The organism is Nocardioides sp. GY 10127, assembly GCF_004919085.1.
Lineage (GTDB): Bacteria > Actinomycetota > Actinomycetes > Propionibacteriales > Nocardioidaceae > Nocardioides.
In genome coordinates, this window is the sequence record NZ_STGL01000003.1 from 367,160 (window position 1) to 389,351 (window position 22,192).

Genomic DNA, 22,192 nt, shown 5'->3' on the forward strand with positions numbered 1-22,192 from the left:
GGGCTAGAGGTTGCCGGCCTTGTAGCCGACCCCGCGCACGGTCACGATGATCTCCGGGTTCTCCGGGTCGTGCTCGACCTTGGAGCGCAGTCGCTGGACGTGCACGTTGACCAGCCGCGTGTCGGCGGAGTGCCGGTAGCCCCAGACCTGCTCGAGCAGGACCTCGCGGCTGAAGACCTGCCACGGCTTGCGCGCGAGGCAGACGAGCAGGTCGAACTCGAGCGGGGTGAGGCTGATCTGCTCCCCCGCCCGGCTGACCCGGTGACCGGCGACGTCGATGACGAGGTCGCCCACGACGAGGTTCTCGGCCTGGGTGGTGGCGTCGAAGCGGCGCACGCGCGCCCGGATGCGGGCCACGAGCTCCTTGGGCTTGAAGGGCTTGACGACGTAGTCGTCGGCACCGGACTCCAGGCCGACCACCACGTCGACGGTGTCGCCCTTGGCGGTGAGCATGACGATGGGGACGCCGGACTCGGCCCGGATCTCCTTGCAGACGTCGATGCCGTCCTTGCCGGGGAGCATGAGGTCGAGCAGGACGACGTCGGGCCGGTGCTCGCGGAAGGCCTCGAGGGCCTCGTCCCCGCGCGTGCACATGTGGCTCTCGAAGCCCTCCTGGCGCAGGACGATGGTGAGCATCTCCGCCAGCGAGGCGTCGTCGTCGACGACGAGGACCCGGCCCTTGGTGGCCAGGTCGTTCGAGCCGGTGAATGCCTCGGTCATGATCTCCCTCGTCCGCCCGGCAGGCCCACTCCTACCCCCGGGTACAGCGCCACAGCGTACCCCCGCTCCCCGTGGGTGCGGACCACACCGGGGGCGAACAACAGACTGGTCCGGTCGGGAAGGGTCGCCCCTCCCGACCGGACCAGGTGCGTCAGTAGCGGTACTGCTCGCTCTTGTACGGGCCCTCGACCGGCACGCCCAGGTAGGACGCCTGGGTGGCGGAGAGGGTGGTGAGCTTGACGCCCAGGGACTCCAGGTGGAGCCGGGCGACCTCCTCGTCGAGGTGCTTGGGCAGCACGTAGACGCCGACCGGGTACTGCTCGGTCTTGGTGAACAGCTCGATCTGCGCCAGGACCTGGTTGGTGAACGAGTTGCTCATGACGAACGAGGGGTGGCCGGTGGCGTTGCCCAGGTTCATCAGGCGGCCCTCGGAGAGCACGATGATGGAGTGTGCGGACCGCTCGCCGTCGGCCGGGAACGTCCACACGTCGACCTGCGGCTTGACGGTGGTGCGCTCCACGCCCGGGAAGGACTCGAGCCCGGCCATGTCGATCTCGTTGTCGAAGTGGCCGATGTTGCCCACGATCGCCTGGTGCTTCATCCGCGACATCTGCTCGACCGTGACGACGTCCCGGTTGCCGGTGGCGGTGATGATCAGGTCGGCGATCGGCAGGGCCTCGTCCAGCGTGGTCACCTGGTAGCCGTCCATCGCGGCCTGAAGGGCGCAGATGGGGTCGATCTCGGTGACGATGACGCGGGCGCCCTGGCCGCGCAGCGACTCGGCGCAGCCCTTGCCGACGTCGCCGTAGCCGCAGACCACGGCGACCTTGCCGCCGATGAGGACGTCGGTGGCGCGGTTGATGCCGTCGACGAGGCTGTGCCGGCAGCCGTACTTGTTGTCGAACTTCGACTTGGTGACCGAGTCGTTGACGTTGATGCCCGGGAAGAGCAGCGCGCCGTCGCGCATCATCTCGTAGAGACGGTGCACGCCGGTGGTGGTCTCCTCGGTGACGCCCTTGATCTCGGCGGCGACCTGGGTCCAGCGGTCGGAGGACTCGGCGAGCGAGTCGACCAGGACGCCGAAGATGATCTTCTGCTCGGCGCTGGTGGCGGTGGCCGGGTCCGGCGCCTCGCCCTTCTTCTCCGCCTCGACGCCGAGGTGGACGAGCAGGGTCGCGTCGCCGCCGTCGTCGAGGATCATGTTGGCGTGGACGCGGTTGCCCTCCGCGTCGGTGCCCCAGTCGAGGATCTGCTGGGTGCACCACCAGTACTCCTCCAGGGTCTCGCCCTTCCAGGCGAAGACCGGGACGCCGGCGGGCGCCTCGGGGGTGCCGGTCGGGCCGACCGCGATGGCGGCGGCCGCGTGGTCCTGGGTGGAGAAGATGTTGCAGGAGGCCCAGCGCACCTCGGCGCCGAGCGCGACCAGCGTCTCGATGAGGACGGCGGTCTGGATCGTCATGTGCAGCGAGCCCGCGATCCGAGCTCCGGCGAGGGGCTTGGAGTCGCCGAAGCGCTCGCGCATCGCCATGAGGCCCGGCATCTCGTGCTCGGCCAGGCGGATCTCGGTGCGGCCGAAGTCGGCCAGGGACAGGTCGGCGACCTTGAAGTCCATGGGGTGTGTCTCCTCGTGTACGGATGGAGCCAGATCTGCGCCGCGCATCTGCGCGTCCTGGGGATCTCCCCCGCAGAACGCTGACCAGCGTAGGCGGACGAGGGGGTGGTTCCTCAATCCCCGTTCGGTGGCTCTTTCCCCTCACCCATCGGCAGGGCCGGCGACGAACGCAGGCGTCTCAGCGGGCGCGCAGCCGACCCACGACGGTCACGACCACCACCACGACGGCGCCGATGATCGCGCCGAACACGGCCGAGCCGGCGGTGGCCACGAGCCACGCGGCGACCGGGGCGAGCACGCCCGCGCCCTCCAGCGCGTGGTGGACGCCCTCCTCGAGGTGGTGGACGAGCGAGTAGGGGCCGTGCCAGCCCAGCTCGTCGGTGCCGACGAGCAGGATGTGGCCACCGACCCACAGCATGGCCACGGTGCCGACGACCCCGATGCCGGTGAGCAGGCGCGGCATCGCGCGCACGAGCCCGCGCCCGAACGCCTGCACCCGGGGCGAGTCCCGCTCCGCGAGGGCGAGCCCCGCGTCGTCCATCTTCACGATGGCGGCGACCACGCCGTAGACGAGGGCGGTGATGAGGAACGCAACGATCACCATCGTGACCAGGCGGGTCAGGAACGTCTCCGCGGTGACGGTGTCGAGCGCGATGACCATGATCTCGGCCGAGAGGATGAGGTCCGTACGGATGGCGCCCGCGACCAGCTTGTCCTCGGTCTGCGCGGGGTCGACCGGCTCGGCCGGTGCGGCCGTCCCGGCGTCCGCCTCGCCGTGGCCCGCCCCGTGGCCCGCCCCGTGACCCGCCCCGTGACCCGGGCCGATCTTCTCCCAGACCTTCTCCGCCCCCTCGAAGGCGAGGTAGGTGCCGCCCACCATGAGGATCGGGGTGAGCAGCCACGGCAGCCACTGGGCCAGGACCAGGGCGACCGGCAGGATGATGAGCAGCTTGTTGCGCAGCGAGCCGATCGCGATCTTCTTGATGATCGGGACCTCGCGCTCGGCAGCCACGCCGTGCACGTACTGCGGGGTCACCGCGGTGTCGTCGATGACCACCCCGGCAGCCTTGGCGCTCGCGCGGCCGGCGGCCGCACCGACGTCGTCCAGGGACGCGGCAGCCATGCGCGCCAGGGTCGCGACGTCGTCGAGGAGGGCGAAGAGACCGGCGCTCACGCGGGTGAGCCTAGCGGCGGACCTGCTCCGCCCCCACCAGGACGCCCTGGCCCGAGCCGACCCCGCCGTCCAGGTTCACCTCGGAGACCTCGAACGCCTCGTGCGCCACGGCGACCTGGTGCGCGGCACCGACCTCGTGCGAGGCCCAGCCCAGCGGGTCGGCGACCCGCCCGAGGACCCGTGCCACCGGCGGCCACGCCAGCAGCATCGCGACCGAGGCCGCGGCGACGGTGGTGAGCGCGAACGCCGGCACCGCACCGAGGGACCCGACCCCGGCCCAGCCGGCGTACTCGGCGCCCTTCACGAAGAAGCCGTGGAAGAGGTAGACGACGAGCGAGGCCGAGCCCATCGCGGTCCACCAGCCCGCGCCGCGGGGCAGCAGCGCGAAGACCCCCGCCGCCCCCACCAGACCGAGGACGAGGCAGGCCGACCGCAGCGCGACGCCGTGCAGCGGGCTCACGCCGAGGGAGGAGTAGGTGTCGTTGTAGTAGAACCAGTCGGAGACCGGGACCAGGTGGGTGAGCGTGGTGACGGCGCCGACGGCGAGCAGCGCCACGACGCCGAGCGCGCGGGAGCCGGGCACCCGCAGGCGGTCCCAGGCCCCGGAGCGCAGGTGCAGCCCCAGCACGAAGAAGGGTAGGAAGCCGCAGACCCGCGCGAGGTCGAGCAGCGAGCCCGCCCACAGCCCACCGCTGAGCGAGACGACGACCGCCACCGCGACGGCGACCGGTGCCGGCAGGCGCTTGAACACCGGCGTGGCCAGGCGCCAGCAGAAGAGAGCCACGAGGAACCAGAGCGGCCAGTGCGGGTCCGCCCACAGCTCGTCGAGCTGCTCGCCGCCCACGCGGGTGCGGAACAGGGCGAGCGCCGCCTCGAAGAGGACGTACGGCACGGCGACCGTGCGCACCAGCGCCCACGTGCGGGGCCGCGTCCACTCGAAGGACCGCGACAGGTAGCCCGTCACCAGCACGAAGGCGGGCATGTGCCAGGCGTAGAGCCAGGCGTACGCGTGGTCACGCAGGGCCGAGTCGGGCAGCATCACCCACGAGTGCCCGATGACCACCAGCGTCACCAGGACCATCTTGGCGTTGTCGAACCACGGATCGCGCGCTCCCATGACCCGGTGCCTACCCCGGGGCCCCGGCCGGTCAAACCTGACGACCGGGTGGCGGTCCCCCGGTCAGTCCTCGGTCAGCGCGAGGCCCAGGTAGGTCGCCGCGTACGTGCCCGAGAGCATGAGCTCGGCGTAGCGGGCGACCTCGGAGCCAGACTCGGCCGTCACCGTCTCCACGCGGACGCCGCGCTCGGCGGCCGCGGCGAGCAGGCGGCTGCGCTGCTCGCGGACGATCGGCTCCTCCGACCCGTCGTCCAGGACGACGAGGACCGGGCGCGGGGTGCGCTCGTCACCGTCGGCGAACGGGTCGTCGAAGACGTCGCGGGGACGGGCGCGCTCGATGACCGGGAGCACCTGCTCGACGTCCCCGGCCAGGGCCGTGCGGCCGCTGGAGCGGCGCAGGCCCTCGGCGACACGGCGCGCCGCGCGGGCGGCCAGCACGGTGCCACCCCAGACGACGGGGGTCTCCTCGGCGAGCGCCATCGCCAGCATCTTGGCCGGGTTGACGGCGATGTCCTTGCGCGGGCCGGCGTCGATGGCCACCTGGTCCAGGGCGGTGGCCACGGCCTCGGGGTCGCAGTCGGGCCCGAGCTGCACGTCGTGCAGGAACGACAGCATGGTGACGGCGGTGGCGAGCTGGTCGCGGGTCACCGAGGGCAGGACCGTGGCGTCGCGCCCGGTCGCGTGGTCGGCGACGAGGGACCCGGCGGGGGCCGAGACCACGACCTGGCAGCCACGACGGCAGGCCTCGGCGACGGCGGAGGCGGTGCCGTGGTCGGCACCGTCGGGGGCGAGCACCACGACGAGGTCGAGGCTGCCGGCCCAGCCGGGCAGCTGGGGCCCGGGCCAGGCGACGAACGGGACGGGGCACCACGGCTCGAGCACCGCGCGCAGCAGGCGGCTGTCGGGGCCGGCGGCCACGACGGCGCGCGGCCGGTCGTTGTCCTTGGCCCGGGAGACGGCCTCGGCCAGGGCCTCGGCGGCCTCCCCGACCTCGCGGCGCACCCGGGCGCCCGACTCGGCGAGGAACCGGAGCCTCGCGTCCGCGGCGCCCAGCGCCGTCTCGTCGTCCAGTCGCGACTCGTCGAACCAGCTCACGCGTTTCGTCCTTCGTTCCTCGCGCCGCGGGCGCCTCGCTGCGCCGCGGGTGGTGCAGGGGTGGTGCAGGTGCTCCAGGTGGTGCTCGGCGGGGGTCGCCTCAGGGCTGTCGGGCCTCGTCGACCAGGAGCACGGGGATGTCGTCGCGGACCGGGTAGGCCCGGCCGCACTCCCCCGTGCAGGTCAGCTCCACCTCGACCCCGTCGGGAGCGCCCGGGGCGCCCTCGACCAGGTCGAGCGTGCCGTGGCACGCGGGGCAGACGACGATGGCCAGCAGGCCGGGGTCCAGCGCGGTCACGCGGTACCTCCACGGATCGTGCTGAGCACCTCGTCGCGGAGGGTGGCCATGGTGGCCTCGTCCTTGCCCTCGGCGTTGAGGCGCAGCAGCGGCTCGGTGTTGGACGGACGGACGTTGAACGTCCAGTCCGCGTGGGCGACCGTGAGGCCGTCCAGACGGTCGGTGGTGACGCCCTCGCGGGCGCCGTACTCGGCCTCGATCGCGTCCATGACGGCGGCCTGGTCGGCCACCTCGGAGTTGATCTCGCCGGAGCGCGGGTAGCGGGAGAAGGCGCCCAGCAGCTCGGAGAGCGGCTGCTCGGTGCCGGCGAGGGCACCGAGGGCGTGCAGGGCGGCCAGCATGCCGGAGTCGGCACGCCAGAAGTCCCGGAAGTAGAAGTGGCCCGAGTGCTCGCCGCCGAAGATCGCCTCGGTCTCGGCCATCTTGGCCTTGATGAACGAGTGACCCACGCGGGTGCGGACCGGGGTGCCCCCCAGCTCGGTGACGATCTCGGGGACGGCGCGCGAGCTGATCAGGTTGTAGATGATCGAGGAGCCCGGCTCCTTGGCGAGCTCGCGGGAGGCGATGAGGGCGGTGATCGCCGAGGGGTCCACGGCGTTGCCGAGCTCGTCGACGAGGAAGCAGCGGTCGGCGTCGCCGTCGAAGGCGAGACCGACGTCGGCGCCCTCCTCGAGGACGCGCTTCTTGAGGTCGGTCAGCGTGGACTCGTCCAGCGGGTTCGCCTCGTGGTTCGGGAACGTGCCGTCGAGCTCGAAGTACATCGGCACCAGGTCGACGACCTCGGCGAGCTTGGCGAAGACCGCGGGGGCGGTGAAGCCGGCCATGCCGTTGCCGGCGTCCGCGACGACCTTGAGGCGACGACCGCTGACCGGCGCGAGGCCGAGCAGGTGGTCGACGTAGGCCTCGAGGAGGTCCTGCTCGGTGATCGTGCCCGGCGTCGCGGCCGGCACGAAGGCGCCGTCGGCGACGTCACCGGAGGTCACCAGGTCGCGGATCTCCCGCAGCCCGGTCTCCATGCCGACCGGCTGGGCGAAGGCCCTGCACATCTTGATGCCGTTGTACTGGGCGGGGTTGTGGCTGGCCGTGAACATGGCGCCCGGCTGGCCCAGGTGGCCGGAGGCGAAGTAGAGGCCGTCGGTCGAGCAGAGGCCGATGAGGACCACGTCGGCCCCCGCCTCGCTGGCACCCTTGGCGAACGCCGCGGCCATGCCGGGCGAGCTGGGGCGCATGTCGTGGCCGACGACGACCGTGCTCGCACCCACGACGCGCACGAAGGCGCGGCCGGTGGCGTGGGCGAGGGTCTCGTCGAGCTGGTCGGGGACGGTGCCGCGCACGTCGTAGGCCTTGAAGATCGCGTTGACGTTCTCGGCGGACAAGGTGGCGGGGACGCTCTCGGTCATGGGCGTCAGCCTAGGCGTCCGGCCCGAGGACCCGCAGGTGACCTCGACGAACGCCCGGCACCTCCGGCCCGTCGGGCGGCGTGGTTCTCGTCACAGGACGCGGGCGGCCCGCCTCGCGCACGGCGTCGGCCAGTGCCAGGAGGTCGTCGTCCGACGGCCCGGAGGGCTGGGGCGCCGCGAGACGCAGCACCTCCCAGCCCCGCGGGGCGGAGAGTCGCTCGCTGTGGGCCTCGCACAGGTCGTAGGCGTGGGGCTCCGCGTAGGTGGCCAGGGGGCCCAGCACGGCGATCTGGTCGGCGTAGACGTAGGTGAGCGTCATGACCGCCGCCCGACCGCAGGCGGTGCGGGAGCAGCGGCGGGTGGGACTCACGGGAACAGACGGTACCCGCGCCCGCCGACGGTCGCGGTCAGGCGCGCGGTGGCAGCCGCCGACCGGCGGCTCGTAGGCTCGCCCCGTGCCCAGCCAGTCCCCCCGACGCCGCGACCGCCACGGGCGTGGCCGCCGCGGCCCCGTCGTCTCCCCCGGCCCGCTGCCGGCCCCGCTGCCGCTGGGCCGGGGCCCCCACCGGACGTCGGCGGAGCGGTTCGACGACCTCGTCCTGGACGTGGCGGACCTGCTCGAGGCGCGGTGGGGCGACAAGCTCGCGGAGCTGGAGTGGGCGGTCGAGGACGTGCCGGTCGTGCCGCCCGAGGCCGCCTGGGACGACCCGGTGCCGCTGGCCCGGCTGCTGCGGGCGCCGGCGTCCGCCCCGCGGCTCGTCGTGTTCCGGCGGCCGCTGGAGCTGCGGGCCACCCACCGCGAGGAGCTCGCCTCGCTCGTGCACACCGCGGTGGTCGAGGAGGTCGCGCGCTACCTCGAGCTCCCGCCCGAGGACGTCGACCCCGACTACGACCCCGGGGACGACTGAGCCGTCCCCCGGCTGCGACCCCACGGCCTGACCCGCACCACCGCCTCGGGTGGCCGTGCTGCGGGTCAGTCGCCCTCGCCCGCCGTGACGTCGCCCGGCTGGACGTGGGGCACCGCCGAGGTCGACGGCAGTGTCGAGAGGCCCAGCACCGCGGCCCCGTCGCCCTGGGAGCCGCCCACCACGACGGCCCCGCGCAGCGTCCCCGCGAGCGGCTCGACGAGGGCAGCGGCCGCCTTCGCCGGCACGGCCACGGACGTCCCCGTGCTCGCGGCCAGCTTCACGGTGCGGCGCGACAGCACCGAGCCGTCGTCGGCCAGCAGCGTCACCCGCGCCGACACCTCGTCCGAGTCGTCGCCGGAGCCGTCCGCGGTGAGGACGAGCGTCGAGGACGTCCCCGACAGCGCGACGGCCGTCGCGGCCCCGGTGGTGGTGGAGCCCCCGTTCGAGCTCAAGGTGGTCGCGGGCGTGACCTCCACGAGGTCGTTGCTCTCCACGAGGCGCAGGGTGCCGGTCAGCGGCTGGTCCGCGGTCACGACGACCGCCACGGCGTCCTTCGCGGCGGCCGACGAGAGGACCTTGGTGAGGTCGATGGTGCCCACCTCGTCCGGGGAGAGCCGGAGCGTCGGCGTGCCGGAGGCGTCGAACGTCGCGTCGTCGGAGACGAGCTGCACGCTGACCTGGGTGGAGTCCGTGCCCGCGTCGTGGACGACGAGGGTGGCCGAGTCCAGGTCGGACCCGAGCCCCGCGACGCCGGCCAGCACGAGCCGGGTCGACGAGGAGGACTGGCCTGACAGGTACTCGCTGGTGGTCGGCTCCGCGAGCCGGTCCACGGTGTCGACGGCGCTGACGGCCAGCCGACCCCGGTCGACGCTGACCTCGACGGCCAGGTCGCCGGTGACGGCGACCAGCTTGGCCAGGCGCAGGCGCACCGTGCCGCCCGCGGGCACGGAGACGCCGCGGAGGCTGTCGTCGGTGATGTCGCCGTCGGCGCTGTGCACCACCAGGTCGGCGGTGGCCGTGCCGGCGTCGGGGTTGTGCAGCACGATGACCGAGGAGTGGGCCGGGCTCGCGCCCAGGCCGGTGAACCACTGGTCGGTGGTCGGCGAGGGGCAGACGGTCGCCGCCAGCCCCTCGCTCCCGGTCGAGGTCCGGGTGGCCGAGAGACCCGGCGCGAGGCCGTCGACCCCGGCGACCTCGGTCTCGGCCGAGCCGGACGAGGAGCCGACCGAGGCGGAGGCCTTGGCCGAGGTGGCCAGGTCGACGTCGCGCCCGCCGGCCGTCACGGAGCCGTCACTGGAGCCGTCCTGCGCGTCGTCCGTCGTGCCGGAGGTTCCGGCGAGCGCGAGGGACGGCGCGGAGACGATCGTGACTCCCCCGTCGTCGGTCGCCTCGGGGCAGGTGAGGTCGGTGCTCGTGACGGCGGCCTGGTCGGGCGCCGCCCCGGCGTCGGCGCCGCCGTCGGCGGGGTGGACGAGCAGCGCCAGCACGACGGTCACGACGACGAGGACCGCCGCCACGACGAGACCGGTCAGGGAGGGGCCGTGGGCCACCGGCGCCGCGCGGCGTCGCCCGCTGCCCGTCTCGTCCGGCGTCTCGCCCGGCGCCGGCTCGGGCGTCGAGTCAGAGACCTGCTCGGGAGTGGGCTCGGGAGTCGGCTCGGGGGCCTGGTCGGGGGTCTGCTCGGGGGTCTGGTCGTCGGAGGTCATGCCGCGCTCCCTCGCGTGCCGTCGGTGGCCTGGGCCCGTCGTCTGCTCCGTCTGCTGAGGCTGCGTCGCGGTGCGGCACGCCCGGCGGCACCGTCGAGGTCCTCGCCGTCGACCGGCCCACGCCGGCCGCGCGGACCGCCGGGCCTGCTGGGCAGCGCCCCGAGCAGCGCCGCCAGGACGCCGAGGACGCCGAGGACGACCAGCGTCCAGCGTCCGGCGGAGGTGGCGTCGACGGCCGCGTCGTCGCCGCTCACGTCGTCCACCTTCCACGCGCGGGTGGTGCGGCCGTCGCTGCTGGCCTGGCTGAGCCCGGCCGCGGCGTCGAGGACGGAGGCGACCCGGCGGTCGGCCCGGGTGCCGGTCTCGTCGGCGGCGGAGAGCACGACGTAGGTGATGCCCAGGTCGCCCAGCTCGGCGACGTCGGCCTCGGTGGGGCGGGAGACGAGGTCGCGCACGAGCCGGGTGGTCGCCGGGTCGCTGGGGGTCAGCGCCAGGACCTCGGAGGTGCCGATGGTGGCCGTGCCACCGCGTCGCACCTCGTAGGAGAGCCCCTCGGCGACGCTGCCCTGGAGCAGCAGCACCGCCGGCACCTCGCCGTCGGCGTCCGGCACCACCATGTAGGCGGGGACCACGGAGGAGCTCTCGTCGCCGAGCTCGTCGGAGCCGGTGAGGAACCACGCGAGGCCCGTGACGGGCACGAGGGCGGCGAGGACGCCGACCACCGCGATGCCGATCGTGCCGACCCGGCCGGAGCCGACCAGGCCGTGGTCGTGCTCGTCCTCCTGGTGCAGGAGCGCGCCCAGGCCGCCCAGGCAGGCGGCCACCACGAGCGAGGCCTGCACGACCAGCAGCGGGCCGGAGAGTCCGGCCGGGGTCGAGCCGCCCGCGAGCGCGATGCTCACGGGCGAGGCGGCGAGGGCCACCAGCACGGCCGCGGCGGCCACGGCCCAGCAGGCCGCGACGGCGGCGCGGGTGCGCGAGGGCAGCAGGGCCACGACCGCGAGCACGGGCAGCACGACGCCGGCCGCGACCGGCCACGCCGTGTCGGTGAGGCGCCCCAGCAGCAGGTCGAGCCCCGTCGGAGCGGGCGACGGCTGCACGCCCGGGTCCATCAGCAGGGCGGCCGGTCCGAGGGAGACCAGCGTCGGCAGCCACCAGGGCAGCAGGACGAGGAGCGGCACGCCGAGCGCGGTCGCGACCGGGCCCCACACCGAACGGGTGCGCACGAGGCTCGGCGCGAGCCGCAGCCCGGCCAGCGTCAGCGCGAGGACCAGGACGGCGGCGACGGCCCAGATGAGCGGCGCCGCGGCGGTGACCGCCGCGAGCAGCAGACCGGTGCGCCAGGCGGCCCGGCGGCGGCGGTCGGCCTCGGGGTCGGCGAAGCCGAGGGCGGCGTGGGCGAGCCACGGCAGGAGTGCGCCGGCGAGGACGGCGCCGAGCCGCCCGTCCGACCAGGCCCCCGAGGCCGCGGGCACGAGCGCCCAGGCCGAGGAGCCGACGAGGAGCATCCACCGGGGCAGGCCCTGGGGCCGCACGAGGCGGCCGGTGACGCGGAGGAACCGCCACGCCCCCCACAGGCCCACGGGAGCGGCCAGGACGAGGACGACGGAGACGGCCACGGCCGGGGAGCCGCCGAGCACGGCCGCGAACCACAGCAGGGGCCCGACGAGGGCGGGCGCGGGGACGGACGTGCCGGTGCCGAGGTCGTGCTCGGCCCGGGTCCACAGCACCCACCACTCGTGCCAGGTCTCGGGGGCCGGCGCGAGCCCGCCACCGGTGAGCGTGCCGAAGGCCTGGTGGGCCGCGGCGACGAGCGCGAGGACGAGCAGGCCCAGCAGGACCGCCACGGGGTTGGCGAGGAACCGGGCGACGAGTCCGGAGTCGGCGCCCACGACGTCCTCGTCCTCCTCGGCGCGCTCGGCGGCCAGCCGACGGGCGGCGAAGGACGACGGGTCGGCCAGCGCGGCGGCCTCGCGGCGGCGCTCGGCGACGTCCGCGGCGCTGCGGAACAGCGCGGCGACCAGGTCGCCCACGACGTCGAGGCCGTGGCGGTAGGGCAGCCAGGGCGGTGGCAGCAGCGCGCGGACCTCCGCGACGGGCGCGGTGGCCAGCGGCTTGCGCTCGCGGCGCGCGGCCCGCATCGAGCGGGGCTGGGCGACGGTCGCGAGCAGCGCGGCGAGCTCGTCCAGGGCCTCGCCGGGCGAGCGCACGAGGAGGAACCCGAGGACCCGCAGCAGGGTGCCCAGCGTGAGGCGGACGAGCTGGAGCGGGAGCCGCCACCCGCCCGGCGAGTTGGCGAGCAGGACGAACAGCGCGGCCCGGCGCTCGGCGAAGTGGGTGTGCCGGCCGGTGAGCGGGGTGCGGCGCAGGCCGCGGTGGGCGGCCTCGGCGTGGAAGACGACCGCCTGCGGCACGACGACCGTGGTGCGCCCGTTGGCGGCGGCGCGCCAGCCCAGGTCGAGGTCGGAGCCGAAGACGGGCAGCCGCGCGTCCAGCCCGCCGAGCTCCTCCAGGGCCGAGCGGCGCACGAGCAGACCCGCGGTGTTGACGGCGAGGACGCGGCGGGGGTCGTCGTGCTGGCCCTGGTCGTACTCGCCGCGCTCGAGGCCGGTCTCGCGCCGGCCGGTGCCGGAGAGCGTGACGCCCACCTCGAGCAGGCGGCGCAGCGAGGGGAACTCGCGGTGCTTGCAGCCGAGCAGGTCGGCGTCGGGGAACTCCTGGGTGCCCAGCGTGAGGGCGAGCAGCGCGTCGGGGGCCGGTGCGGAGTCGTCGTGGAGGAGCCAGACCCACTCCACGTCGTCGGCGAGCATCGACAGCCCACGGCGCACGGCCTCGGGGTAGCTGGTCTCCCGCGGCATCCGGGCCACGGGCCCGAACGTCTCCTCGAGGAGCTCCGCGGAGCCGTCACGGCTCCCGGTGTCGACGCACAGGACGTGCTCGGGCGGCCGGGACTGGCCCTGCAGCCCGTCGACCACCACGGGCAGCCACCGCATCCCGTCGTGGCTGACCACCAGGGCTGCGACCGCGCCCACGTCCGTGTTCTCCCCCTCTGCTGACACGATCGGCAACAGTAACCGTCCGGGCCGTCATGACCCATCCGCCGGCGGGCACCCGCCGGGGAGAAGCAGCGCGCCCCGGTCCGCTAGGGGTGGACCGGGGCGCGTGGCTCAGACTGCTCGCTTCTTCAGCTTGCGACGTTCTCTCTCGGAGAGACCGCCCCAGATCCCGAAGCGCTCGTCGTTCTCGAGTGCCGACTCCAGGCACTCGGAGCGGACCTCACACGTGAGGCAGACCTTCTTGGCCTCCCTGGTGGATCCGCCCTTCTCGGGGAAGAACGCCTCGGGGTCGGTCTGAGCGCACAGTGCGCGCTCCTGCCAACCGCCCTCGTCGGCGTCCGTCTCGAGGAGAAACAGTTCTCTCACGAATCCGCCCTTTCGACCCGTCCGTCTCGTGCTTCGCAACGCCGGGCCACATCTGGTGGCCTGCGCCCACCCCCGCTGCTGACACTGATGGAATTACAAGCCTGTCGTGCCGCAGGAGTCAAGCCGTCCGGTGGTATACGCCCAACCGGGCGAGAATCTGTGACGGATGTGGCGTCCGGCGCGTTGCCGTGCGGTGACGGTCACATTTCGTACACTGCGCGCCACCACCCGTACGGGTCATCCGTACCAGCGGACGGGCCAGGGGGAGGCCAGGGGAAGGCCAGGGGTGGCGCCAGGGGCCGGGTGGCTCGCGATCACCGCGGCTGCGGCACAGTACCCCCCATGAAGGCGATCACCGTCCTCTCCGGCGGCACCGGCGGCGCGAGGTTCCTCGAGGGCCTGCTGGCCGGCATCCGCGGGGGCACCCTGCCCGGCGTCGAGCCCGACGCGGTCGTCACGGTCGTGGCGAACACCGCCGACGACGTGTGGATGCACGGCCTCAAGATCTGCCCCGACCTCGACACCGTCATGTACACCCTGGGCGACGGCAACGACCGCGAGCGGGGCTGGGGCCTGCGCGACGAGACCTGGAGCGTCAAGGCGGAGCTCGAGGCGTACGGCGTGGAGCCCACGTGGTTCGGGCTCGGGGACCGGGACGTGGCCACCCACCTGGTCCGGACCCAGATGCTCGAGGCCGGCTACCCGCTCTCGGCCGTGACCGACGCGCTGTGCGAGCGCTGGCTCGCCCCGCGGCACGGGACCTCCGTCCGGCTCCTGCCCATGACCGACGACCGCGTCGAGACGCACGTGGTGATCGCGGACGACGCCGAGCCCAGCGGACGCCGGGCCGTGCACTTCCAGGAGTACTGGGTGCGGCTGCACGCCTCCGTCCCCGCGGAGCAGGTCGTGGTGGTCGGCCAGGGCGACGCGACGCCGGGCCCCGGCGTGCTCGAGGCCCTCGCCGAGGCGGACCTCGTGATCGTGCCGCCGTCGAACCCGGTCGTCTCCGTCGGCACCATCCTGGGCGTCCCGGGCCTGCGCGAGGCCGTCCGGGCGACCTCGGCCCCGGTCGTGGGGCTCTCCCCCATCGTCGGCGGCCGGCACGTCCGCGGGATGGCCGAGCAGGTGCTCGCGGCGATCGGCGTCGAGGCGAGCGCCGAGGCCGTGGGCCGCCACTACGGCGCCCGCAGCGAGGGCGGGGTGCTGGACGGCTGGCTGGTGGACAGCCGGGACGCCGCCGCGCTGCCCGGGCTCACCGCCGCCGGGCTGCGGGCCGCCGCCGTGCCGCTGATGATGACCGACGACGCGGCCACCGCCGCCATGGCCGCCGCGGCGATCGACCTGGTCTCGTGACCGGCGCCGACGACGCCGACGGCGTCGACGACCGGTGGACGCCGCTGCCCGGGCTGCGGGTGTGGGCCCCGGACGGCGTCGGCGAGGTGGCCGAGGGCGACGACCTCGCCGCGCTGCTGCTCGACGCCCTGGCCGTGGAGGGCCCGGCGCTCGCCGACGGCGACGTCGTCGCGGTCACGAGCAAGGTCGTGAGCAAGGCCGAGGGCCAGGTGCGGCACGAGGGCCGCGACGCGGCCGTCGACGAGGAGCTCCGCGCGCCCGGGGCGCGGCTCGTGGCCCGCCGCGGCGTCACCCGCATCGTCCGCAACCGCCTGGGCCTCACCATGGCCGCCGCCGGCGTGGACGCCTCCAACACCGCGCCCGGCACGGCGCTCCTGCTCCCCGTCGACCCGGACGCCTCCGCCGAGCGGCTGCGGAGGGCGCTGCGCGAGCGGACCGGCGTGCGGGTCGCGGTGCTCGTCACCGACACGATGGGCCGGGCCTGGCGCGACGGGCAGACCGACGTCGCGATCGGCGCCGCCGGGCTGCGGGTGGCCGAGAGCTTCGCCGGCCGCGTGGACGGCCACGGCAACCCGCTCGTCGTCACCCTGCCCGCGGTCGCCGACGAGCTCGCCGGCGCCGCCGAGCTGGCACAGGGCAAGCTCGGCGCCCGACCGTTCGCCGTGCTGCGGGGTCGGCCCGACCTCGTCCTCGACGAGCCGGGCGCCGGCGCCCGCTCGCTGGTGCGCGCCGAGGGCGCCGACCTGTTCGGCTGGGGCGCCCGCGAGGCGGTCGTGCGCGCGGTCGCGGGCGTGCTCGGCTCCCCCGCCGCCCTCCCGGGCGACCAGGCCGCGTTCGGCTCGCCCCTGCCGGTCGAGGAGCTGCTCGACGTCCTCGCACGGGCGCTGGGCCCGGCGGCGCGCCTGGTCGCGGAGCCGCCGGCCGTGGCGCCGGTCGACCCGGCGGCCGGGCCGCTGCTCGACGTCCTGCTGCTGGCCCACGGGTGGCGCGCCCTGGCGCCGGACGGGGACGGCCTGCGCCACCTCGTCCCCCTCGTCTGACCCCGCCTGACCCCGCCTGACCCCGCCTGACCCCGGCACGGCGCGACGGCCCGCCCCCAGCAGGGGACGGGCCGTCGTGCGTGGTGGGAGGGGCGTCAGGTCAGGTCGCCGAGACCGCCGTCCTTGAGGGCGTTGACGAGCTTCTTCACGTCCTGCGCGCGGGCGCGCGTGGTGACGAGCAGGGCGTCGGGGGTGTCGACGACGACCACGTCGTCGAGGCCGACGACCGCGATGAGCTTCTCGTGCGGCACCACGAGGCCCGTGGTGTCGATCGCCTGGACGAGCTCGGGCTCGCCGAGCACGACCGTGCTGGTCGACTCCTCGCCGCCCAGGAGGGTGGCCAGGGAGTCGAAGTCGCCGATGTCGTCCCAGCCGAAGGCGGCCGGGACGGTGGCGACCTTGCCCGCCGCGGCGGCGGGCTCCGCGATCGCGTGGTCGAGGGCGATCTTGGGCAGGTCGGCCCAGGCGGCCTCGACGAGCGAGGGGTCAGCGGCGAGCTCGCGCAGGCGGTCGGCGAACTCGGGGTGCCAGGTGTGGAGCAGGTCCAGGATGGTCGAGGGGCGGGCGACGAACATGCCGGCGTTCCAGCGGAACTCACCGGTGGCGAGGTACTCGGTGGCCGTCTCGGTCGAGGGCTTCTCGACGAACTCGGCGACCACGTTCACGCCCGGGTGGCCCTCGAGGGCCGCGCCGGCGTGGATGTACCCGAAGGCGGAGGAGGGGAAGGTCGGCTCGATGCCGAGCGTCACCAGCCAGCCCTCGCGGGCCACGGCCACCGCGGTCGAGACGGCCTGCGCGAACGCGGCCTCGTCGGTGATGACGTGGTCGGCGGCGAAGGAGCCCATCACGGCGTCCGGGTCCTTGCGCTCGAGGACGGCGGCGGCGAAGCCGATCGCGGCCATCGAGTCGCGCGCGGCGGGCTCGGTGAGGATGGCGTCGGCGGGCACCTTGTCGAGCTGGCCGGCGACCGCCTCGGCGTGCGCCGTGCCGGTCACGACCAGGAAGCGGTCCTCGCACAGGGGCGAGAGCCGGTCGAAGGTCTCCTGGAGGAGGGATCGTCCGCTGCCACGCAGGTCGCGGAGGAACTTCGGCGAGCGTGCACGCGAGAGCGGCCACAGCCGGGTGCCCGCGCCACCGGCGGGGACCACGGCGTAGAAGCTGTCGAGGGGGCTGGAGGCGCCCTTGTCGTCGAGGGTCATGCGCCGAGCGTAGGGTCCGGCGCCGGACCGTGCTGGTCCTATGGTCGGACTCGTGACCACTTTCTCAGACCTGCTGGCCCGCGAGCTGGGCCGTGGCCCGGGCCGCCCGCTGGTGACGTTCTACGACGAGGACAGCGGCGAGCGGACCGAGCTCTCCGTGACGACTTACGCCAACTGGGTCGCGAAGACCGCCTCGCTGCTGGCCGAGGAGCACGACCTCGAGGCCGGCGACACCCTGGTGGTCGACCTGCCGACGCACTGGCTGGCCCCGGTCGTGCTCGGCGCCGCCTGGACGATCGGCCTGCGCGTCGTCCTCGCGGGCGGCGAGGGGCCGGACGCCGCGGCCGACGTGGAGCCGGACGCCGTCGTGTGCGGGGCGCCCACCCTCGGGGCGTGGTCACCGCTGGCCGACCGGGTCCCCGTCCTGGCCTCGGCGCTGCTGCCGCTGGGGGTGCGCTTCCGCGAGCAGGTGCCGGCCGGCGTCGTGGACCTGGGCGTGGCGGTGTGGTCCCAGCCCGACGCCTTCACGCCCTGGCAGCCGCCGACGGACGCGGACGACGCCGTCGTGGACCCGCCGCTCACCCAGGGCGAGCTGTGGGGGGCGGCCGCCGGCGGGAGTCTCCTCACCGACGGCGGCCGCCTCCTCGCGGAGCTGAGCCCGGCTTCCCCACCGGGTCTCGGCTCGTTCACCGAGCCGCTCGCACGCGGCGGCTCGGTGGTCCTGGTCAGCGGTGCCACGGCGGAGCGTCTCGCCGCCCTCGCGGGCGAGGAGCGCGTCGACGCCTGGCACCCCGCGTCGGTCCGCGGGGCCTGAGGGTCCCCGCGGCGCCGACCAGGACGGTCGGCTCCGTCCCTAGCCGACCAGGTCGTACACCCCCGCTCCCTCGAGCAGCGGCGTGCGCGAGCCGAAGCCCGACGAGGTCACCGGCACCAGGTAGAGGGTCCCGCTGGCCGACGCCCGGGCGACGAGGTCCGCGTAGCGCCCCGACCCGGTGGCGGACGCGATGCCCGCCAGCCGGTCGTAGCGCTTGACCGAGATGCCGAGCGTCCGACCGTCCTCGAGCCCGCCCGGACCGTTGCCCGGGTAGAGCACGAGGGAGGCGCCGCGCCGCACGAGGGTGTCGGGCGAGCCGTCGGCGTTCCAGCGGCCGATGCCGATCTGCCGGGTCCCGGTGATGGCGCTGTGGGCGACGTAGCTCTTGCGCAGCGTCCGCGCCCCCCGGCCCGGGTAGATCCGCATGGAGCCGCCCTTCGGCTGGCCCAGGAGATCCGGCCAGCCGTCGCCGGTCAGGTCCCCGACGACCGCGAGCTCCTTGACCGAGCCCATGTTCCGGGCCAGGACGATGCCGGCCCCGAACTGGCCGGTGCCGTCGCCCCGCCGCAGTCGCAGCACGCCGTCCGAGCGCACGATGAGGTCGCCGTAGCCGTCGCCGTCCCAGTCCCCCGCGTTGAGGACCGCGTCCGCGTTCGCCAGCTTGAGGTTGGTCCGCACCCGCGCGCCGGTCTCGTAGGTGCCGTTGTTCACCGCGAGGACGAGGCTGCCGCTCTGCCGCAGCAGCAGGTCGGGCGCGGCGCTGCCGCCGAGGTCGAGACCGCCCGCGACGACGGTGCCGCCGGAGAGACCGGAGATCGAGCCGACGCCGCTGCCGAAGGTGCCGTCGCCATGGCCGAGGAGGACGGTGCCGACGCCCGAGGAGCGCCGGGCCAGGAGGTCGAGGTGACCGTCGTCGTTCCAGTCGCCCGCGGCCACGATCCCGGACCAGGACACGTCCTCGCCGAGGGTCACCGGCTCGTCGAAGCTGCGGGCGCGGCCGGTGAGCAGCAGCAGCGCGTTGGTCTTGGTCCGCGCGACCAGGTCGACGTGACCGTCCTCGTCGACGTCCCCGACACCGACGAGCTGCTTGAACCGCGAGTAGTCGACGGGCAGCGCCCGCGTCTTGAACCGCGCGGGCTTGGTCCGCAGCAGCAGGACGAGGTTGCCCGTGGCCGGGTCGCGGGCGACGAGGTCGTTCTTCCCGTCCCCGTTGAAGTCGCCCAGGGCGGTGACGAGGTCGTAGCCCGCCGTGGCGCCGATCGTCCGCGTCACCGCGCCGAACCCACCCGACGCGAGCCCCGGCATCACGTCCAGGCTGCCGTCGTCGTTGGTGCCGAGCAGGTCGGCGATGCCGTCGCCGGTGATGTCGGCCGTGAGGACGAGCCGTCCGTAGGCGGAGACGTCCGTGGAGAGCGTCACCTCCTTGCGGATGCGGCTCGTGCCCTCGGTCGGCACGATGAACACCCGGCCGTCGGAGGCGCGCCTGACCACGAGGTCGGGGTAGGACGAGCCGACCAGGTCGCTGACCAGGTTGCGCCCGGACCACCCGGCCTGCGCCGCGGCGGCGAGCTTCCGGATGCGTGGGATCTTGTTGTAGAGGTACTGGCCCGGACACGCGGTCTGGCCGGCGTCGCGGTGGCCGTTGATGGCCTCGAAGGTGCCGGACCCCACCACCTGCTTCGTGGACGCCGCGTTCACGCCGTGCAGCGAGAGCTTCCAGGCGAACAGGGCGCCGTAGGCCTGGATCATCGCCTTGGACGGCTGCCCGGTCTCGTAGTTGCCGATCGCGGACATCGCGAAGGAGTAGTCGTTGTAGCCGTAGGTGTGCGCGCCCACCACCGGGCGGTCGACGCCGCCGTAGCGGCCCTCCCACACGCGGCCGAAGCGGTCGACCAGGAAGTTGTAGCCGATGTCGGACCAGCCCAGGGACTGCGTGTGGTAGGCGTAGATCGACCGGATGATGCCCGGCACCTGGGCCCGCGTGTAGTTGTTCGCGTTCACGGTGTGGTGGACGAACGCCGCGTGCACCTCGTAGTAGCTCAGCGAGCTCTTCGTGCGCATGGACTCGTCGGCGCCCCACTGCGCACGGGAGTAGATCACCGGCTTCGGCGTGCTCAGCGTGGCGGCCTGGAGCGTCGCGTCACCGTCGGTGTCGGTGTCCGTGTCGGTGCTGTCGGTCGCGGTGCTCGTCGCCGTGGCGGTGCTGGTCGCCGTGCTGGTCGCCGTGCTGGTCGCCGTGCTGGTCGCGGTGCTGGTGGCCGTGCTGGTCGCGGCGGGCTCCGCCGCGCCGGCCGCCTCGGCGGTGGCCTCGGCCGCGGACGTCGCTGCCGCCGTGGTGGCGGCGCTCTCGGCCGCGGACTCCGTGCCGGTCTCGACGTAGAGCGAGTCCGTGCCGTCCCCGCCGTCCATGGTGGCGGTGTCGATGGCGGCCCGCTCCTGGACCGTGGCCTCGGGCGTGCCCGGCGCGATCACGGCCAGCTGCATGTCGGCGGGCAGTGCCCCGTCCGTGTCGGTGGCGCGCACCTGGACGTCGTCGGACTCCCCGACCCACACGGCGTCCGTGCCGGGCCGGGCCGCCTTCGCCTCCGCCGTGCCCGGGTCGGGGGCGTGGTCGTCGTCGTAGGCCAGCTCGGTCCAGTCCGTCCACTCCCCGTCGGTGCGGGTGCGGATCTCGAAGGAGAGGTCCTCGTCGGTGGCGCCGGTCCCCTGGGCCCACGTCACGCCGACCAGGCCGCCGCTGCTGTCGACGTCCTGCGGGTCGCTCACCACCGTGGCCGTGCCGTCCGAGGTGTCCGTGCTGGTGGTCGACTGCGCGGTCGACCGGAGCGTCGTGCGGGCGGAGACGCCGGTGCCGCCGGCGGGCGTCAGCTGGACCTCGTCGACCACCGCGTCCGTGGTCGAGGCGGGGAGCGTCGAGGTCTGGGTGGACTCCTTGACGTAGGCGGCCAGGGCGCCCGTGTAGGCGCTGGAGGTGCCGGTGGAGGTGCTGGACGTCGTGCCGGCGTCGGTGGGGGTGGGCACCAGGTCCAGGGAGATCACGCCGGTCGCGGGGATCAACGCGGCGGAGACGACTCCCAGGGCGAGCACCGCCTGACAGGCGGCGACGAGACGGGTCCTGCTGAGCGGCATGCGAGTCCTTCAGTGCGCGGGGGGCGGTTCACACGTGGCGCAACTTTCACATGAGTCACAACAGTCACGGAAGTCGGGGTCACCAACTACACGGCTGTAATTTCCAGTCGCCACGCCGTCCATCGGTCAAAAACTTCGACCGATCTAGACATATTCTGCGCCGAACCTCCCCCATATCGGGGTTGAACGCAGCAGTCCAAGGGCCCATGGGCGTGAAGACGCCGTGACCAGGCCACCGCGGCGCCAGGGCCGTCACGACGTGACGTGAGGACGCCGTGCAGGGTCCGCCCGCAACCCCGCCAGCTCGGCCCACGGCCGCCCGTCCAGCGCCTCCAGGACGAGCACGACCATCTCGCGGGCCAGCGGTGCCCCGGTGGTGAGGACCGGGACCTCACGGAAGGCCACCGACCGCCGGTGGGCCCCCTCGACCAGCGTGCCGAGCACGGCCGCCAGGTCCGTCCACTCCCAGCCCGGCCGCAGGAGACGGATCGCGTACGCCTCGCCCAGCACCCGGTACAGGTCCGCCCACGCCGCGGTGCGCCGCTCGAGGTTCAGTCGCGCCAGCTCCTGGAGGCGCGCGTCGGCGGGGAACGCGGACTGGAGCGCGTCCTGGAGCTGGATGACCGGGTCCGCGGACTGGATGGCCGACTCCTCGGCCGCCAGGAGCTCGACGAGCTCCCCCAGCGTCAGCTCCATCAGCGCCGGCAGCTGCGCCGCGCGCGCCGCGAGCCGCGCCTCCTCGCGGCCGGGGCGGAAGACGTAGCGCAGGACGTCCCGCTGGAAGGCCGTCGTGCTCCCCCAGCGGCGCAGCACCCGGTCCCTGCTGGCATGGCCGGGGTCGCGACCGTGCTCGACCAGGAGCTCGGCGTAGGCGTCCATCACCCGCCTCAGCGAGACCGCCCCCACGAGCTCGTTGGCAGGCAGGACCGCCTGGTGCTCACCCTGCTCGAAGCGGCAGAACTCCTCGTGCAGCGCGCGCACCCCGGCCTCGAGGCACCATCGCACCTCGGGCTCGTTCGCGGAGCGGGGCCGCGGCCGACCGTCGCGGCCGAACGTCTGGCCCAGGTGCCGGACCACCTCGGTGAGGTCCTCGTCCTCGGGGCCCTGCCCCGGGACGCGCTGGTCGACCGACATGGTGCCCCCTCGCTCGGGCACCCCCCGGTCCCGGCCGGGTCAGGGTAGCCCCGACGCGCGGTTCCGGACAG

Annotated in this window: 18 protein-coding genes; 4 read left to right on the forward strand and 14 right to left on the reverse strand. The window is 74.4% G+C overall.

All coding sequences use genetic code 11. The annotated features are described in order from the left end of the window. Positions 1 to 3: 3 nt before the first annotated feature. From mtrA to E8D37_RS05400, 8 genes are all read right to left on the reverse strand, one after another. Positions 4 to 720 carry an MtrAB system response regulator MtrA gene (gene mtrA, locus E8D37_RS05365; RefSeq protein ID WP_136568726.1) on the reverse strand — a complete coding sequence of 239 codons (717 nt, stop codon included), beginning with the start codon at positions 718 to 720 and terminating at the stop codon, positions 4 to 6. 151 nt (positions 721 to 871) lie between these two features. Beyond that, positions 872 to 2,332 carry an adenosylhomocysteinase gene (gene ahcY / locus E8D37_RS05370; protein ID WP_136568727.1) on the reverse strand — a complete coding sequence of 487 codons (1,461 nt, stop codon included), beginning with the start codon at positions 2,330 to 2,332 and terminating at the stop codon, positions 872 to 874. Positions 2,333 to 2,510: 178 nt separating this feature from the next. After that, a complete protein-coding gene (locus E8D37_RS05375) occupies positions 2,511 to 3,506 on the reverse strand; it encodes a DUF808 domain-containing protein (RefSeq protein WP_136568728.1) in 996 nt (331 codons plus the stop codon). Positions 3,507 to 3,516: 10 nt separating this feature from the next. Then, positions 3,517 to 4,623, reverse strand: a complete 1,107-nt coding sequence (locus E8D37_RS05380; protein ID WP_136568729.1) for an acyltransferase family protein — start codon at positions 4,621 to 4,623, stop codon at positions 3,517 to 3,519. A gap of 63 nt (positions 4,624 to 4,686) precedes the next feature. After that, complete coding sequence (locus tag E8D37_RS05385; RefSeq protein ID WP_136568730.1) at positions 4,687 to 5,718, reverse strand: SIS domain-containing protein; 1,032 nt, start codon at positions 5,716 to 5,718, stop codon at positions 4,687 to 4,689. Between the two features lie 100 nt (positions 5,719 to 5,818). Further along, positions 5,819 to 6,016 (reverse strand): Trm112 family protein, encoded by a 198-nt coding sequence (locus E8D37_RS05390; protein ID WP_136568731.1) that lies wholly within the window; start codon positions 6,014 to 6,016, stop codon positions 5,819 to 5,821. Further along, positions 6,013 to 7,416 carry a phosphomannomutase/phosphoglucomutase gene (locus E8D37_RS05395; RefSeq protein ID WP_136568732.1) on the reverse strand — a complete coding sequence of 468 codons (1,404 nt, stop codon included), beginning with the start codon at positions 7,414 to 7,416 and terminating at the stop codon, positions 6,013 to 6,015. Before E8D37_RS05395 ends, E8D37_RS05390 begins: the two co-directional genes overlap by 4 nt. Before the next feature lie 10 nt (positions 7,417 to 7,426). Further along, the gene (locus E8D37_RS05400; protein ID WP_136568733.1) at positions 7,427 to 7,786 is read right to left on the reverse strand and encodes a DUF3499 domain-containing protein; all 360 of its coding nucleotides are present in this window, start codon (positions 7,784 to 7,786) and stop codon (positions 7,427 to 7,429) included. 85 nt (positions 7,787 to 7,871) lie between these two features. Here E8D37_RS05400 and E8D37_RS05405 point away from each other — a divergent pair, with 85 nt between their 5' ends. Next, complete coding sequence (locus E8D37_RS05405) at positions 7,872 to 8,324, forward strand: metallopeptidase family protein (protein WP_136568734.1); 453 nt, start codon at positions 7,872 to 7,874, stop codon at positions 8,322 to 8,324. Between the two features lie 65 nt (positions 8,325 to 8,389). Here E8D37_RS05405 and E8D37_RS05410 read toward each other — a convergent pair whose 3' ends face one another. From E8D37_RS05410 to E8D37_RS05420, 3 genes are all read right to left on the reverse strand, one after another. Next, positions 8,390 to 10,030: a DUF5719 family protein gene (locus E8D37_RS05410; RefSeq protein ID WP_136568735.1), complete on the reverse strand. Its 1,641-nt coding sequence runs from the start codon at positions 10,028 to 10,030 to the stop codon at positions 8,390 to 8,392. Next, on the reverse strand, positions 10,027 to 13,089 hold the full coding sequence (locus E8D37_RS05415; RefSeq protein WP_136568736.1) for a glycosyltransferase family 2 protein: 3,063 nt from the start codon (positions 13,087 to 13,089) through the stop codon (positions 10,027 to 10,029). The genes E8D37_RS05410 and E8D37_RS05415 overlap by 4 nt, the downstream gene beginning before the upstream one ends. A 108-nt stretch (positions 13,090 to 13,197) precedes the next feature. After that, positions 13,198 to 13,452, reverse strand: a complete 255-nt coding sequence (locus E8D37_RS05420) for a WhiB family transcriptional regulator (RefSeq protein WP_136568737.1) — start codon at positions 13,450 to 13,452, stop codon at positions 13,198 to 13,200. Between the two features lie 342 nt (positions 13,453 to 13,794). Here E8D37_RS05420 and cofD point away from each other — a divergent pair, with 342 nt between their 5' ends. Next, positions 13,795 to 14,805, forward strand: coding sequence for a 2-phospho-L-lactate transferase (gene cofD, locus E8D37_RS05425; protein WP_136568738.1), 1,011 nt, complete (start codon positions 13,795 to 13,797; stop codon positions 14,803 to 14,805). After that, on the forward strand, positions 14,802 to 15,845 hold the full coding sequence (cofE, locus tag E8D37_RS05430; RefSeq protein ID WP_240770205.1) for a coenzyme F420-0:L-glutamate ligase: 1,044 nt from the start codon (positions 14,802 to 14,804) through the stop codon (positions 15,843 to 15,845). Before cofD ends, cofE begins: the two co-directional genes overlap by 4 nt. A 95-nt stretch (positions 15,846 to 15,940) precedes the next feature. Here cofE and E8D37_RS05435 read toward each other — a convergent pair whose 3' ends face one another. Further along, positions 15,941 to 17,044 carry a mannose-1-phosphate guanylyltransferase gene (locus E8D37_RS05435; RefSeq protein WP_136568739.1) on the reverse strand — a complete coding sequence of 368 codons (1,104 nt, stop codon included), beginning with the start codon at positions 17,042 to 17,044 and terminating at the stop codon, positions 15,941 to 15,943. 52 nt (positions 17,045 to 17,096) lie between these two features. Between E8D37_RS05435 and E8D37_RS05440 the strand changes: the two genes are divergently transcribed. After that, positions 17,097 to 17,858, forward strand: coding sequence for a TIGR03089 family protein (locus E8D37_RS05440; RefSeq protein ID WP_136568740.1), 762 nt, complete (start codon positions 17,097 to 17,099; stop codon positions 17,856 to 17,858). A gap of 39 nt (positions 17,859 to 17,897) precedes the next feature. On the opposite strand, the gene E8D37_RS05445 is transcribed toward E8D37_RS05440, so the two are convergent. Then, a complete protein-coding gene (locus tag E8D37_RS05445) occupies positions 17,898 to 20,987 on the reverse strand; it encodes an FG-GAP-like repeat-containing protein (RefSeq protein ID WP_136568741.1) in 3,090 nt (1,029 codons plus the stop codon). A gap of 252 nt (positions 20,988 to 21,239) precedes the next feature. After that, complete coding sequence (locus E8D37_RS05450; RefSeq protein ID WP_136568742.1) at positions 21,240 to 22,121, reverse strand: hypothetical protein; 882 nt, start codon at positions 22,119 to 22,121, stop codon at positions 21,240 to 21,242. Positions 22,122 to 22,192: the final 71 nt, after the last annotated feature.